The 15,746-nt window shown below is 42.0% G+C and carries 14 protein-coding genes; 6 read left to right on the top strand and 8 right to left on the bottom strand.

The window, feature by feature from the left end; translation table 11 throughout:
* The first annotated feature begins 366 nt into the window (after positions 1–366).
* The 3 genes from BLP85_RS09385 to BLP85_RS09375 all read left to right on the top strand — a co-directional run bounded on the left by BLP85_RS09385 (position 367) and on the right by BLP85_RS09375 (position 2,366).
* Complete coding sequence (locus BLP85_RS09385; RefSeq protein ID WP_092819837.1) at positions 367–822, top strand: bacteriohemerythrin; 456 nt, start codon at positions 367–369, stop codon at positions 820–822.
* 138 nt (positions 823–960) lie between these two features.
* A complete protein-coding gene (locus BLP85_RS09380) occupies positions 961–2,043 on the top strand; it encodes a hypothetical protein (RefSeq protein ID WP_092819836.1) in 1,083 nt (360 codons plus the stop codon).
* Positions 2,043–2,366, top strand: coding sequence for an RnfH family protein (locus BLP85_RS09375; protein ID WP_092819835.1), 324 nt, complete (start codon positions 2,043–2,045; stop codon positions 2,364–2,366). The genes BLP85_RS09380 and BLP85_RS09375 overlap by 1 nt, the downstream gene beginning before the upstream one ends.
* 45 nt (positions 2,367–2,411) lie before the next feature.
* Here the strand turns inward: BLP85_RS09375 and BLP85_RS09370 are convergent, their stop codons facing one another.
* Positions 2,412–2,810, bottom strand: a complete 399-nt coding sequence (locus BLP85_RS09370; RefSeq protein WP_092819834.1) for an outer membrane protein assembly factor BamE — start codon at positions 2,808–2,810, stop codon at positions 2,412–2,414.
* Positions 2,811–2,922: 112 nt separating this feature from the next.
* On the opposite strand from BLP85_RS09370, the gene fur reads away from it, so the two are divergent.
* Entirely contained in the window at positions 2,923–3,360 is a 438-nt protein-coding gene (gene fur / locus BLP85_RS09365; RefSeq protein WP_092819833.1) for a ferric iron uptake transcriptional regulator, read from the top strand.
* Between the two features lie 71 nt (positions 3,361–3,431).
* On the opposite strand, the gene BLP85_RS09360 is transcribed toward fur, so the two are convergent.
* Together BLP85_RS09360 and BLP85_RS09355 are read right to left on the bottom strand one after the other, a co-directional pair.
* Positions 3,432–4,553, bottom strand: coding sequence for a PilT/PilU family type 4a pilus ATPase (locus BLP85_RS09360; protein ID WP_092819832.1), 1,122 nt, complete (start codon positions 4,551–4,553; stop codon positions 3,432–3,434).
* 26 nt (positions 4,554–4,579) lie between these two features.
* A complete protein-coding gene (locus tag BLP85_RS09355; RefSeq protein WP_092819831.1) occupies positions 4,580–5,617 on the bottom strand; it encodes a type IV pilus twitching motility protein PilT in 1,038 nt (345 codons plus the stop codon).
* Between the two features lie 123 nt (positions 5,618–5,740).
* Between BLP85_RS09355 and BLP85_RS09350 the strand changes: the two genes are divergently transcribed.
* Complete coding sequence (locus BLP85_RS09350; protein WP_092819830.1) at positions 5,741–6,433, top strand: YggS family pyridoxal phosphate-dependent enzyme; 693 nt, start codon at positions 5,741–5,743, stop codon at positions 6,431–6,433.
* 71 nt (positions 6,434–6,504) lie between these two features.
* Here BLP85_RS09350 and BLP85_RS09345 read toward each other — a convergent pair whose 3' ends face one another.
* From BLP85_RS09345 to BLP85_RS09335, 3 genes are all read right to left on the bottom strand, one after another.
* On the bottom strand, positions 6,505–10,101 hold the full coding sequence (locus BLP85_RS09345; RefSeq protein WP_092819829.1) for an AAA family ATPase: 3,597 nt from the start codon (positions 10,099–10,101) through the stop codon (positions 6,505–6,507).
* Positions 10,102–10,110: 9 nt separating this feature from the next.
* Positions 10,111–11,364, bottom strand: coding sequence for an exonuclease SbcCD subunit D C-terminal domain-containing protein (locus BLP85_RS09340; protein WP_092819828.1), 1,254 nt, complete (start codon positions 11,362–11,364; stop codon positions 10,111–10,113).
* A 125-nt stretch (positions 11,365–11,489) separates the two neighbouring features.
* Positions 11,490–11,867, bottom strand: a complete 378-nt coding sequence (locus tag BLP85_RS09335) for a VOC family protein (RefSeq protein ID WP_092819827.1) — start codon at positions 11,865–11,867, stop codon at positions 11,490–11,492.
* Between the two features lie 302 nt (positions 11,868–12,169).
* On the opposite strand from BLP85_RS09335, the gene BLP85_RS09330 reads away from it, so the two are divergent.
* On the top strand, positions 12,170–13,132 hold the full coding sequence (locus BLP85_RS09330; RefSeq protein ID WP_092819826.1) for a diguanylate cyclase: 963 nt from the start codon (positions 12,170–12,172) through the stop codon (positions 13,130–13,132).
* Positions 13,133–13,195: 63 nt separating this feature from the next.
* Here BLP85_RS09330 and BLP85_RS09325 read toward each other — a convergent pair whose 3' ends face one another.
* Positions 13,196–14,170 (bottom strand): MBL fold metallo-hydrolase, encoded by a 975-nt coding sequence (locus BLP85_RS09325; RefSeq protein ID WP_092819825.1) that lies wholly within the window; start codon positions 14,168–14,170, stop codon positions 13,196–13,198.
* Positions 14,171–14,185: 15 nt separating this feature from the next.
* Positions 14,186–15,715 carry an ATP-dependent nuclease gene (locus BLP85_RS09320; protein WP_092819824.1) on the bottom strand — a complete coding sequence of 510 codons (1,530 nt, stop codon included), beginning with the start codon at positions 15,713–15,715 and terminating at the stop codon, positions 14,186–14,188.
* Between the last annotated feature and the right edge of the window lie 31 nt (positions 15,716–15,746).

The raw sequence follows: 15,746 nt of genomic DNA, 5'->3' as shown, positions 1-15,746 counted from the left end.
ATATAGCGAGAAGTTTTAAATGCATTTTTTACGTTTTAAGTGAGCTGTTTATAGGATTTAGCTTAAATAGTGGCAATAAAGCAGGTTTTTTATCATTATTTATATTCATTAAATGTTTGAAAATATAAGAAATAGAGAGACAATACTTTATATTAAAATTTACGGCTGTTTTTTTTTAATTATATTGGTTAAAAAATACTTTATCTTTTTAGTGGGTCTTCAAATATAATTGAATATATATCAATGATTTATATTTGTTTTATAAAAAAACCTAAAAGCCGACTATTTTGGTGCATTTTTATTTGTTGAAAATCAATATATTATGAATTTATGTGATTAATCGGTTATATCTAATAGGTGGTCGTAATGAAAATGAAATGGGTTCCAGAATATAATACTGGCATCGATGTGATTGACGATCAGCATAAACGAATTCTTGATTATATTAATGAAATTGATGATATCGTTGAAAATACCGACCGTGCGCGTATTAAACAGATTCTTGATAATATCATTGATTACACTCAGTCGCATTTTACTTTTGAAGAGTCTTTGCAGGAAGAGGCGGGTTATAAATACCGCGTACCGCATAAACGTGTGCATGATTTATTCATTAAAAAGATTGAATCGTATCGTAGCCGCTTTGAAATGGGACAGGCGATTGAAGGTGAATTACATGAAGTGCTTTCAAAATGGCTGATCAATCATATTCAGCACGATGATGCCGACTATGTCGGTGCGGTAAAAGAAAACATGATGGGTATTATTAAAGAAAAAGAAAAGAAAACAGGTAAAAACTGGTTTGCTCGTTTTTTCTCATAAAAGAGAAACGAGATAACAACAATTAAAAAGATAATCATTTTGCGCAGCAAATCATTAGGCATAATGGTTTGCTTTTTCTTTTTGATTTTCACTTATGAGAAAGGCAAAATAGCGAAAGACTTTTTTTAGGAACGCATCATGCAGGACAATGCGATGTCACGATTGCTATCACCGCTGATGGCATTTTGTTTATCTTTTATCATCATTGCCACTTTAGCACCGATTGTAGGGATTCAGCTTGATCGTCAGCTTGATTTTTGGCTGTTATGGTTAGCTACCATGCTTATTTTGGCTTTGCCGATCTGCTATTTGGAAATTGCATTGGCAAAGCGTTCTAAAACCACAGCTTTAAATGCCTTGTCCAGTTTGACCCGGGATGCGGATGCTTCGCAAAAATGGCGTATTGTGGGCTGGCTGGCCGTAGTCTTCATTCCTTTTCTGGCAGGCGGCATGTTGTCGAATGCGAGCCAGCTGCTGGGGCATTTTGCCGCTAATGCAATTGCACCGCATCTTTTATTTATAGCCCTGGCTGTTGTTGCTATTTTAGTTTCATTTGCACCGCGAAAAATTATTCTGCTTTTAACGGTGATTGGGGTTTTTGCTGCTTTTATTCTGGCCAATGTGATGGGAACACCTTTACCGTCTTGGCATGTAACACCGGTTGAATTTAGCGAGTGGGGCAGTGCAACCGTCCTGGCACTGGTGGCAAGTGGTTTAGGCATGGGCTTGTACTGGCAAACTAGTTTGCCTGCGGTTCAACAGCAAGATATGGCAACTAAAACCGTATTGCCGATCTGGATCGCGCAGTTAGTTGCGGTAATTGCTTTTGCTTTCTTTGCTGCTAATGCACAAATCCCAAGCCTGGCTTTGGTGGTTGCTGTCGTGAGTGCTGCGGCATTGTTATTGCAAATGGCGCGTGAACAGCTGTTGCAGCGTCAGTTGAATATCGTGATTCAATGGTTGCTTATTCTAGCTGCCGTATTTGTTTGGGCAATTCCTGCAATGAGCCCGATTTTTAATACACTATTGATGCTTTGGGGCTTAGTGATCTGTCTCATCTATGCCATTTTTGCCGGATGGATCATGAAGATTAGCCATCTGCGTAAGGCGATGAATTTCAGCAATGAGTTGTTTTATAACCTGTGGCGTATTGCCGTACGTGTGGTGTTACCTGTTTCGATTATCCTGGCGATGATTGCAATTATTGGGCAATTGTTCTGATGAGTGAGCTACAACAGGTTTGGGTCGCCTATGCGGCACTGGAGCAACAGTTTCATATTGCGCTGCCTTTTCGGCAAGGCATGACCGCTTTAGAGGCGATTGAACAAAGTGGTATTCGGGCACAGGTTGACTTGGCAGAACCGCTCGCTCTGGGAATTTTTGGCGTGCGCCTGAAAGATCTGCATCACATCTTGCAAGTCGGTGACCGTGTCGAGATTTATCGACCGCTCATCATCAATCCGAAGGATATTCGACGCAAACGTGCAGCAGCCAACCCGGTTGGGCGATATTGTCGTGGAAATCGCTTTAAACAATTGAAGTGATAAGAAAAACCCCTCAACGAGGGGTTTATTTTTATTTTAAAGTGTCTATAGTGGTGGCGCAGTTAAAATCGCTTCTTTTGAGCCGGGCAAGCCAGGTTGAGATTCTGGAATGGTTTCTAGACCTTCAATCTTTTGCACCGTACCGGTTTGATCGAAGTAAATTTTTAAATGTTGACCATGGGCTGCCGGAATCTTGGCTTTTTTCGCATAAGTTCCTGGTATATAGTTATAAATGTAGTCCCAACGTAAAGGATTCATTGGATCTGTTATTGTAGGGCTACCCAGCAAAAAGCGAACTTGTTGGTGACTCATACCGACTTGAATTTTTGACGCTTGTGCTTGAGTTAATGGTGTTCCTTGAGGAATATCAACTTTATAAACGCCCAAGGTCGAACAGCCTGCGAGCAGTGAAGTGACGAATAACGTCAACATGATTTTTTGCATTTTGCTACACTATCCCAAATTAATTATGATGCATTTGATCCAAGGATAGATCATACTGCATCTTAACTTTGTTGCATATTCCAACTTTAAATTTGTTGAGAGACCCTTTTACATGCCTATTTCAAATCAAGATTTACGCAAAGCTGGACTTAAAGTTACGCTTCCACGAATAAAAATATTGGAATTATTAGAAAATTCAAGACAACATCATTTAAGCGCAGAAGATATTTATAAGACTCTACTTGAACAGGGTGAAGATGTCGGTTTAGCAACTGTGTATCGCGTGTTAACGCAGTTTGAAGCTGCAGGCATTATCCAGCGTCATCATTTTGAAAATAATCATTCAGTTTTCGAAATTATGCAAGAAGATCATCACGATCATATTGTTTGCCAGAATTGCAATAAAGTGGTCGAATTCACCAATGACGTAATTGAACATGAGCAACATGAAGTGGCTGAAAAGTTTGGCTTTACTTTAACCGGTCACTCTTTAAACCTTTACGGTTATTGTGATGCGGCGGAATGCCAGGAAGCATTACGTAAAAAATAATACTGACTTGGAATCAGTTAAAAAAAACAGGCTTTATTTAAAGCCTGTTTTTTTGCATTTTAATTGGGCTTTTAAGCCTGGCCATCGAAGGTAATATTCGAACTGGCGCGCATTAAGCGATCGCCGCCTTCTTCCGACAACTTGATTTGCAAGCGCAGATCGTTTGGTGAGTCGGCATGCTTAAGTGCATCTTTATAGCTAATTTGTTTGGCTTTGTAGAGGTCAAACAGGGCTTGGTCAAAGGTTTGCATGCCCAGTTCACGTGAACGTTTCATCAGGTCTTTAATTTCATGCACATCCCCTTTACGGATCAGGTCTGAAATTAAAGGCGAGTTGATCAGGATTTCAATCGCAGCACGACGTGAGTTGCCATCTATGGTTGGAATCAATTGCTGCGCTACAATGGCTCTTAAATTGAGCGATAAATCCATAAACAGCTGGTTGTGTCGGTCCGCTTCAAAGAAGTGAATAATACGGTCAATGGCCTGGTTGGCGTTGTTGGCGTGCAGGGTGGCAAAAACCAGGTGGCCGGTTTCGGCAAAGGCAATGGCATAGTCCATGGTTTCGCGGGAACGAATCTCACCAATCAGAATTACATCGGGTGCCTGACGCAGGGTATTTTTCAGGGCCACTTCAAAGGTGTCGGTATCAATCCCGACTTCACGCTGGGTGATGATACAGCCCGCATGCTCATGAATAAATTCAATCGGGTCTTCAATGGTAATGATATGACCTTTGGAGTTCTGGTTGCGGTAGCCAATAATGGATGCCAAAGAAGTGGATTTACCGGTACCGGTCGCTCCGACGAAAATGATGATGCCGCGTTTGGTCATCGCCAGTTCTTTTAAAATTGACGGTAACTTGAGGTCATCCATAGTCGGAATTACAGTTTCAATACGACGTAAAACCATACCTGGCTGATCGCGCTGTTGAAATGCACTGACACGGAAACGCGCAGTTTTATCGCGGTTATTGATGGCGAAGTTACATTCGCGTGTTTCGGCAAATTCTTTACGCTGCTTATCACTCATAATCGAGTTTAAAAGCTGTCCCACCACTTCACCAGTCAGTTTGGTTTTTGCGACGGGCACAATCTGACCATTAATTTTCATGGATGGTTCAACGTCGGCCGTAATAAACAAGTCCGATGCCTTCTGTTGAATCATCAAATTGAGCAAGTCATTAAAATCCATAATAAGAACCCCAATCCGTTTTCAAATTATAAGAATGCTTCTGGCTGTTTCGCCATTGTGCGGGCCGTTTGCGGACTGATCACACCTTTTGCAACCAGGTTTTTTAAACTTTGATCAAGCGTGGTCATGCCATAATTGGCACCGGTTTGAATGGCGGAATACATTTGCGCCACTTTGTTTTCACGGATCAGGTTACGGATGGCTGGAATACCAATCATGATTTCATGTGCAGCGACACGACCACCACCATTTTTCTTGAGCAGGGTTTGCGAGATCACCGCTTGTAAGGATTCAGACAACATGGCACGTACCATGTCTTTTTCTTCTGCCGGGAATACGTCAATCACACGGTCAATGGTTTTTGCCGCAGAGGTGGTATGCAGTGTACCGAACACCAGGTGACCGGTTTCAGCAGCAGTCAATGCCAAACGGATGGTTTCAAGGTCACGCATTTCACCGACCAAGATAATATCCGGGTCTTCACGCAGTGCTGAACGAAGTGCTTCGTTAAAGCCATGGGTATCACGATGCACTTCACGCTGGTTGACCAGGCATTTTTTGGATTCGTGTACAAATTCGATCGGGTCTTCTACAGTCAGAATATGGTCATAACGCTGATCGTTAATATAGTCGATCATGGCCGCCAGAGTGGTGGATTTACCCGAACCTGTCGGTCCAGTCACCAAGACGATACCGCGCGGGTAATTACAGATATCTTTAAAGATCTGACCCATGCCCAGATCTTCAATAGTCAGTACTTTTGAAGGAATGGTACGGAACACGGCACCGGCACCGCGGTTCTGGTTAAATGCGTTCACACGGAAACGGGCTACCCCTGGAACTTCAAATGAAAAGTCGGTTTCTAGCTTTTCTTCAAAATCACGACGCTGTTTGTCGTTCATAATGTCATACACAAGTTTGTGTACTTCTTTATGTTCCAAAGCCGGCAAGTTAATACGGCGGACTTCACCATCGACACGGATCAGTGGCGGCATCCCCGCAGATAAGTGTAAATCTGATGCCCCGTTTTTAGCTGAAAACGCTAAAAGTTCAGTGATATCCATAATTTCCCCGAGTTCATTTAAATGTTATTTATTTTGATAGAATAATAAGGCTTTCCCAAAGCTTAACCAACAGTTAGTTGCAAGGGAAGGCAAAAAAAGATGAATGAAATGAGAACCTCGTCAATGAATAGTCTTCAACAGTCACGAAATCAAGTTATACAGCAAATAGAAGATGCCTGTAAACATGCCCGGCGCAATGTAGAAAGCGTACAGTTGCTGGCTGTTTCAAAGACCCATCCAAGTGAGTCGTTGCGCGAAATGTACCAGACCGGACAACGTGCATTTGGGGAAAATTATTTACAGGAAGCCTTGGATAAAATGGAGTCTTTGGGTGATCTGGATATTGAGTGGCATTTTATTGGTCATGTGCAGCGCAACAAGACCAAGCATCTGGCAGAAAAGTTTGCCTGGGTACATGGGGTAGACCGTCTGATTATTGCAGAGCGCTTGTCGAATCAGCGTGAGGCGAATCAGGCACCACTGAATATCTGTTTGCAGGTCAATATTGATGCGCAGGACAGCAAAGATGGCTGCCAGCCGAATGAAGTGGCTGAGCTGGTTAAACGTATTAGCCAGCTACCGCATTTAAAATTGCGTGGTCTGATGGTGATTCCCGCACCGAATAATCCGCAAGCATTTAGCGATGCCAAAGCCTTGTTTGAAAATGTAAAAACTGAACATGCTCATCCTGAAGACTGGGATACTTTGAGTATGGGCATGTCGGGGGATATGAATGAGGCGATTGCCGCAGGCTCGACCATGGTTCGTGTTGGAACGGCGTTATTTGGGGCACGAGATTATTCTAAACAGGCGTAACTTTAAATCAATTCTCCCTTGCAGAGCAGTCTCCTCATCCATTGAAAAAGAAGTGGATTTAATTGAAGTCATTAGCCAATGACTTCAATCGTGCTTGCACCTGCTCCCAGAAGCTTGACCTGAATCTGTACCGGAATGCGTTCGTGCATTTCCTGAATGTGCGAGATCAACACCACTTTACGGCCCTGATTTTGCAATTGATCCAGAGCATTCATCACCATGTATAAAGATGAGGCATCTAGCGTGCCAAAACCTTCATCAATAAACAGGGATTCAATTTTCATCGAACCTGAAGCCATGTTGGCAATCGCCAGGGATAAGGCAAGGGCGGTCAGGAAGGATTCTCCTCCTGAAAGTGAGGCGACGGAACGTGTTTCGCCATCCATGTCATGGTCAATAATTGCCAGACTCAAGGAGTGATCCAGACGTTTCAAGGTATAGCGTTGGGACAGCATCGCCAGTTGCTGGTTGGCATGCTCAATTAAAATATCCAGATTGTATTGCTGGGCATAATCGCGGAATTTCTTGCCGCTGGCATCACCCATCAGCCCGGAAATTTTGCCCCAGCGGTGTTCCTCCTGCTGGATTTTCTGGATCTGATCGGCATATTGCTGTTGCTTGATGAGATTACGCTGATGCAATTCAAGTTTCAGTTTTAACTGGTCACGGGTTTCCAGCTGGGTTTTTAAGGCCTCCAGATTTACGCTGATCAATTGCGCGAGCTGTTCAAACTGCATGTCCGGCATCTGCAAAAGATGTTCTGCATGCTGTTCCTGCATGGTCTTCAGGGCAGAGGCGGCTTCATTGAGCAGGCGTTCCGCATTGTGCAGTTTGCTACGCATCTGCTGCTCTTGTTCGGCATTGATCTGAATCAAGTCTGCCAGGTCATCATGACTAAAATCTGCATGTTGTGTTAACCAGTGTTCAATTTCAGTCTGGCATTGCCCGGAGGCTTTCAGGTTTTGCTGATGCTGGGCCTTAAGCTGTTCCAGTTCGCTTTTTTGCTTTTCATAGTCAAGGCGTAACTTCTCAAAGTTTTGTTTTAATTGATGATAATTCTGTTGCAGTTGCTGACGTCTGGTATCGTGTTCTGCCAGCCATTCATTCGGCTTGAGCCCGGTTAATCCGGTCATGCCATGAATGAGCTGATTGGCTGTATCGGTATTGTGTTGTCCCTTTAAGGCAATCTCTTGTAATGCCTGCTGTGTATCCAGCAGTTGCTGATCGAGATTCTGTTGATGGGTGTTGGATATGCTGAGCTGCTGCTTTTGCTGATCCAGCTGTTTGTTGAATGCATCTAACTGCTCTAACTGCAAGGCACGCACATTTAAGCGTGTTAAGGTCTGCTCGGCAAATGGGGTACTGTGCTGCTGCCAAGCCTGCTGTTCGGTTGCAGTAAGACAGTCCCGGATATGCTGAACTTGCTGCTGCAAATGTTTTGCGGAGGTAATTTGATGTTCAGTACTACTGATGGCCTGAATCAGTTGCTGCTGGGCTTTGGAATTTTGGCTTAAGTTTTCCAGCTGATGCTCAATAGCCGAAATGTCCTGTCTAAGCTGCTCAAGGTACTGCGTCATCTCGGCAGTCATTTGATCGTGAGATTGCTCCAGGTCCAGCTGTATGTTTACCTGATGCAGTTGCTGAGCCAGTTCATTCTTGAAGCCTGATAATTTTTCCAGCATTTGCTGGTGGGTGTGGGTGGTCTGGGTCAACTCTGCTTGCAGGGTGGCGAGATTTTGCTGCGTTGACTGCCATTCATTAAAGCAGTCCTGTTCCTTGCCCAAGGCTTGCTGTTCCTGCTGCTGTTGCAGTTCAAACAGGGCTTTGGAGACCAGGGTTTCATCCTGACGGTAAGGATGGGAGGTGCTGCCACACACCAGGCAGGCCTCTCCGACTTTCAGCTGCATGCGTAAATGTTCAATATTTTCAGCATGCAGCAGTTGTTGTTGCTGTAAAACCTGCTGCAACTGAATCCGTTCAGCTTTGGCCGTTTGAAAAGCTTGCTCTGCCTGTTGAGCGATTTTTTCAGCTTGCTGAGCCTGGCTGTTGAGTTGAGCCAGCTTTGCATTCAATTGATGGGACCCGTTTTGCAGCTCAAAATAATCTTTCAGTTTTTGCTGAATAAAGCCGAGCTGATTGAGTTGTACCAGTTTCTGTTCACGTGACTGGCGCTGTTGTTCCAGCCGGACTTCAATCTGTTCAGCCGGACCAAACTGGGCAATCAACCGATCTAATTCAGCCTTGTTTTCGGCAAGTCTGGTTTCAGCTGTACTGATCTGCCCCAGACTATTTTCAATATTTTGATATTGCACAATAAACTGGCTTAATTGCTGGATATGTGCATTTAAGCCTTTATCCAAACTGGAAAATTGCTGGCTTTGTTGCAGTTGCTGGTGAAGCTGGCTTTGTTGCTGCACAAGCTGCTGAATCTGCAATTCAATCTTTTGCTGTTGGTCCAGTAAGGGTTTTTGCTGATGTTCCAGCTGGAGCGAACGGGCTTTAATCTTTTTGTATTCTTCGCCAATAAAATCCCGTTCCTGCACGCATTGACGCACCTGTAGCAGAGCGTCATGATGTTGCTGTTCAAATTGCTGCAAACTATTCAAATCTGTTTCAGCTTGAATATATTTGACTTTTTCGGCTTCAAACTGATGGCTTAATCCATCAAAACTGTTTTGAGTAGACTGAATTTGCGGTTCCAGTTGCTGCTGGGCTTTGAATAACTGCTGCTGCTGAAAAACAACCGGGCGAATGCTGGAAAATATTTGCAGGCGGTTTAAACGGTCCTGTTCGGGCGCCAGATTTTGCTGAAGCTGTTTTTGCTGCTCATAAGCCTGCTGCTTGTGAATAATTTCACTGTCCAGTTTTTGCTTGCGCTCAAACCATTGCTGCTGTTTTTCCAGTTGTGCTTTTTCATGTTCCAGCTGTTGATATGCCTGATTCGCCTGCTGAAATTGATGGGTTAATTCAGTAATTTCTTCTTCAGATAAAATTTCAATGTGTCCGAGAATGTTCTCTATTTCTTTACGCTGGTTGGCAATCTGTTTGGTTTTTTCATAGGCCAGCTGGCCAATTTTGCCAAAAATACTGGAATTGGTCAGATATTCCAGCAGTTCACCGCGTTCATTATCGCGGGCTTTTAAAAACGCCGTCACTTCCGATTGAGCCAATAACACCGCACGGGTAAATTGCTCAAAACTGAGCTGGCAGATTTGATGAATATGCGCATCGACGGCTTTGGCTTTATCGGCAATCACCACGCCATCGGTCAGGCATTTTAAATACCGCTGTACACTTTGCAGTTTGCCATCGACTTTTTCACGTGAACGTTTCAGCTCCCAGCGCGCAAGATAGCGTTTCTGGTCCTGCGCGACAAAGCAGACTTCGGCAAAGCCATGCGCGGTGCCCCGGCGCAAAACCGTCAAAGGCGAGTTGGTCAGTAACTCTGAACCATCCACATCCTGCAATTTTCCGTCGCTGTCTTTTAAACGCGGAATCTTGTTGAACAGTGCCAGACACATGGCATCCAAAATGGTGGATTTCCCGGCACCAGTTTTGCCGACAATGGCAATCAGGCCCGCACTGGCCAAAGGTTCACTTTCAAAATCAATAAAATGCTCACCTGAAAGGGAAGCTAAATTTTTTATACGAATGGATAAAATTTTCATGGACAGTTCTTAGCGTATTTGTTGTTCTTCAAGTGATTTTTGTGCTTCGTGCATCAGACTCATAAAATCGTTCAAGACGGTTTCATCATTGCTATAGCCCTGCTTTTCCCAGATCTGCTGAAACAGTTTTTCCGGGGTTGGCGGTTCCAGGCAGATTTTTGCAATTGTTGAATTATCATTTTCCGCCGATAAATATTGCCGTGAAATTCGCACCAGACGATAGCGGTTTTTAGGCAGCGCTTCTTCAAACTGTTGTCTTAAATTGGGCAAGGGCGGCGTCAGGGTGTGATATTCAATATCCACATATTCACGCTGATCAATCTGTTCAATTTCACCTTCGGGCAAGGCTTTGAGTTTTTGCATCACTTCATTCAGCTCGCCACGAATTTTATGCAGCTGAATGCAGCGCGGGATGGCAATCGCTTCAAACTGAAAGCGTGATTCATCCTGCTTTAACGGATCAATCTGCACCTCTACAATCTGATGCTTATATTGAATCTCGCTAAAAGACAAAGGAATAGGCGAACCGCTATAACGAATGTGCGCATGTTGAACTTTTTGCGGTTTGTGCAAATGCCCCAACGCGACATAATCAATACAGTCATCAAATAATGCTGTCGATAAGGCTTCTTCATTGCCAATAATAATCGGGCGTTCCGAGTCGGATGTTTCACCGCCTTGCATATGCGCATGTGACATCAGAATAAGCGCCTGATCATCCATTTTACGTTTTTTTGCTTCGGCAATCAGTTGCTGGTGCAAATAGACAATCGCATTTTGACTATTGGTGGTGTGTTCATTAAAACCAGTAATTTCTGCCGGACGTAAAAAGGGCAGCGCCAAACACCAGGCCACAATGTGTTTCTGTTGATCATAAATCGGAACCAGCAACCGGTCTAAATCAATCTGACCCTTGTCATTTTTATGAACTACGCCGACGGTTCTGGCATTGTATTTTTCCAGTAAGGGCTCGACCTGTTCAATACGATAGCCCGAGTCATGGTTACCGGCAATCATCAGGGTTTGCATATGCGGGGCAAGGGCATGGGCATCGGCCAAGAATTGATAAAGCTGTTTTTGCGCGCTGGATGCAGGATTGATGACATCAAAAATATCACCGGCGATCAGTAATGCATGGGGCTGTTTCTGCTGGATTTGTTCAAGTAGCCAGCTTAAAAACTGTTCATGTTCATACTGGCGTGAATGGTTATAAAAGAATTGTCCCAGATGCCAGTCTGATGTATGCAGAAAATGAACAGCCACGAATGCCCCAAATCACAATGGATAAAATGAGCTTATAAATTATCATAAATCATGCCACCTATTCTGCCTTTCATTGTCGATGTAGTCGCTTAATTTATGTTAATCGATTTAATTCTAAAGCTTTTTTATTGGGCATTTTCATCTGCTTCTACCAGGCCAAAAGTATTGTGATCAGGGTCAAGAAAATATCCCTGCCAGCAACGCCCAGGAATGGCAAATTTGTCCATGGCAATTTGACCGCCTGCATTCAGAATTTTCTGTGCGACTTCATCGAAATTTTCAACCAGTACAGAACAGGTATAAGCATTGGTACCACAATGGGTTGGAGGGATTTCTGCAGGGCGTTTCAGTAAACCGCCAGACATGTTCTCAGTTTGGATTTGATAATACTCAATCGGCAAACCTTCAACCTTACTAAATTTCCAGCCAAAAACAGACTGGTAAAAAGCGATGTCTCTGGCTGGATTGGAAGACTGGATTTCAAAGTAAACGATATTATTCATCATGTTATCTCAAGTGTTATTTTGAAAATTTTAGAAAAATAGAGGGGTGTTGTTCTGGTTGCAGTACATCCAGATTGCTTTGAAAATAAATCAAATAGCTAGAAATATATGTTTCTTCTTAGAGAGAAATTGTAGAATAAATAATCATCTTGAAATATAAAAATGTTCAGTGGTGAAAAAGCAGTTTTTATGGGGGAGCCTGTTTCAGGCAGGTTAGTCATCAAGCGCGTATTGAAATGTCGTGTAGGGTAAAACCACAACATGCGAAGACATTTTTCGTGCATTCAAATGAGAGTAGTCTTATGTCGAACAATCCGTTTGATGAACAGCAATTGTCGAATGACATGTTTTATAAAACATTATTAGAGTCGACTTTGGCCATACCCTGGAGCATAGACTGGGCCACCAAACAGTTTAGCTATATTGGTCCTCAAATTGAAAAATTACTGGGCTGGGAACAAAGTTCCTGGAAGTCGGTGCAGGACTGGGCAGACCGTATGCACCGGGATGATCGTGATCATGTCCTGAATTATTGTGTGTCGCAATCCATCGCTGGTATAGATCATGAAGCGGACTATCGTGCCTTAAAGGCAAGCGGTGGATATTGCTGGATTCGTGATGTGGTTCATGTGGTACGCAAGGAAAATGGTGAAGTTGAACGTTTAGTCGGCTTTATGTTTGATATTTCTGAACGCAAGAAAAAGGAAGAGGAATTAAAAGCGTTGCACCGCAAGCTGGAAGAATTTTCCTATAAAGACGGTTTAACGGAAATTGCCAACCGACGCTTATTTGACGATTTCTATTCACGTGAATGGGACAACGCAATACGTGAACAAAAGCACCTGTCGGTCATTTTGATCGATATCGATTTCTTTAAACAATACAATGATTTTAATGGGCATATTATAGGTGATGCCTGTATCAAGCAGATTGCACAGATGCTGGAAAGCTGCTGTGTACGGCCACGTGACCTGGTGGCACGTTATGGGGGCGAGGAATTTGCGATTGTATTGCCAGAAACGAATTTAGAGGGTGCAATTCAAATTGCAGACAATATCCTTCGTATGATGAATCAGGCAAATCTGCCCCATCGGGCATCTCCCATTTCAGAAAATGTCAGTTTAAGTCTGGGGGTGAAATGTATTTGCCCGACAGAAAAAGATGACAAAATACACTTTTTAAACATGGTTGATAAAAACCTGTTTAAAGCCAAACAGACCGGACGTAAACGTTTTGTTGCCGATGAAGCGAAAATCACGGTTTAGGTCTCAGCAGTTCATTAAAAAATAATCCCCTGTATGGAGGGGATTATTTTTATTCATCTTTTATCAATCTTTAAAATGTACCGGAATCCACTGATAGCTCTTACCGTCTTGAGAGTAAATATGTCCAAGGCCAGGGAAAGGTAAATGCGGGGCAGCAATCAGCTGACCGTCTTTGGCATATTCGGCAAAGTGTTTTAACCGTGTCTGTACCGCTACTTTGGGATCAGTATCAAATTCAATCGCGGTTTCAGGACGGTCAAATTGCAAAGTATGTGAATGCACGATGTCGCCAATAAACACGACTTCCTGACCATCAGCTTTGAGTTTAAAGCTGTAATGCCCCGGGGTATGTCCGAAAGAAGGCTTAAATTCGATTCCACCCAATGCCAATGATTTGTCCGAGAATACCTTCACTTTTTTGGCTTTTTCATACGGCGCTAAAGCCGCTTTAATTTTTTCAACTGTGCCTAAAAAGCCTGCCTGTTTGTCTTTTGGCAGTTTCTTCACGGTGTTAGGGTTTAGCCAGTAGTCATATTCGGTTTTGGCAATGTGCAGTGTGGTATTTGGATAATTCGCTACGCCGTTATTGGAAATACCGCAAACATGGTCAGGGTGTAAGTGGGTGAGGAAGATGTCATTCACTTGCGTAGGTTGATAACCTGAAGCTTTCAGGTTGTTATAGATTGAACCCAGATGTGCGCCAAAGCAGCTGGCTGCACCGCTGTCGACCATGAGCAGTTGCTTGCCTGTATTGACCAGAAAGGCATTGACGGAGGTCTGAATGCCTTTGTCGTTTACAGCAGCATATTTTTTTAGGATGTCGCTTTTTTCGCTGTCGCTTAAGCCTTTAAACATGGATGGGTTTAAGTAGTTGGTACCATCGAGTAGGGCGGTGATTTGGGTATTGCCGATTTGGTGATGGTAGTAGCCAGCGACTTGTTTAGGGGCTTGGATGGTTGTTGGTTCAATGGCTTGGACTGTGGTGATGGTTGTAGTGCCAAGGGTTAGAGCGAGAAAAAGGGGTTTTAGGTTTTTCATGGGATTTCTCATTTTTCATAATTCTTGTGAAAATTGTTCATAAGTTTGCATAATAAAACTTGATAATTCATTTAAATAATCTTGACCTTCTTGTGTGTCTTTAAAAAGATTCCAACAGAAGTCAAAGACTTCATCTTTATCAGTGAGTTCTGAGTTATTAATAATTGCTTGGAAGAAATAATGATTATTCTCATTGTCTAGATAGTACTGAATAGCATGGTTAGGATGTTTATCTAAATAAACACGAGTTAAAAATTTTTCAGGCGATTCATTTGAAAATATAAAGTGTAGATTTTGATGTGTTGGATAAAGAAGTTGCAAATTACTATTTTGTTTTAACTTCATGTCTCCATCTAGTATACAAGCATATCCTGATCTGATTTTTTTCAAATGATATGTTTCCATCTGAGACTTGAAAAGTTTGTAAACAGTATCCGCTGATCCCATTGGAATGACATTAATTAACTCATTAAGCTTTTGAATATCATTCTGTTGTGCACAAAAATTTATACCTTTTAAAACTATTTTTTTGGCGATATTATCTTCACAGTATAGATCTACCAATGGAAATGACTTAGCATCCATTTTAGTCAATGCCGCACTAACACTAATGTTGTTGATTGATCTATATTCTCCGTTATGAGACCTTTCAATAAAGATTCTAGAATCGGTTGTAACGGAATCTAAAATAGTAGATGAATGCGATGTTATAATGAATTGTTTTTGTTCATCTCTGCTAATATTTCGAATTACATCAATAAGTCTTCTTTGTATTTTAGGATGAAGTCCCATTTCTATTTCATCTATAAGAATGAGAGATTTTCTTTCTGCCTCGATAATATCTACAATAATTCGTGTTAGTACATCTTCGCCTGTTGCGGTATTAAAACTTGAATATTCAAATGAATTTATATATCTGAATATATCTTTATCATTTACTCTCGCAACAGAATCAATATTAAAATTTTGCTCAAGAATATATGAAAGATAATTTTCTAACTTTTGTTTCTTTTCAGTTGATAAATTTTCAATGACACCTCTTCTTGCTTGATTAAAAACTTTAGCATTGAAAAAACGTGCAGGTAAAACTCGATCTAAATCAATATAAACTACTGAACGAAAATCAAATTGATTTTCTTTTTTTCCAATTCCGTTCCATTTATTTGTTTCAGCTTTTCTTTGACCTCTTTTAGATGGTAGTAATCTAGTGCCTTTACGATATGTTATATGATAAGTCCAATCTTCAGTTTGTCGATCATGGTTTGTAAACTTCATTAGAGAGCTCCAAGTGTTTCTCTCTAGATTTCCATTCGTTGGATTTCTACGCATAAAGTTCAAATGACTACAAGCTAGAGCCATTAGAATGGTTGTTTTACCTGAACGATTTGTGCCTGAAATAATTGAAATTGGATGATTAAAATCAATCTTTAGGTGAGGGATGTGTCTAAATCTTTCAAACTCTATTTTATTTAAGAAGAAAGGGTATTTGGTAGGGTCAGTTATGTCGATAGTAGAAAAAAAATTAAGATCTGAGTTAATGTTCATTTTGAGATTAAGTATTAATTTTGATGATTAT

The organism is Acinetobacter kookii (assembly GCF_900096895.1).
GTDB lineage: Bacteria > Pseudomonadota > Gammaproteobacteria > Pseudomonadales > Moraxellaceae > Acinetobacter > Acinetobacter kookii.
The sequence above is the reverse complement of the archived record's forward strand: the minus strand, read 5'-3'. Positions and strand labels throughout refer to the sequence as shown.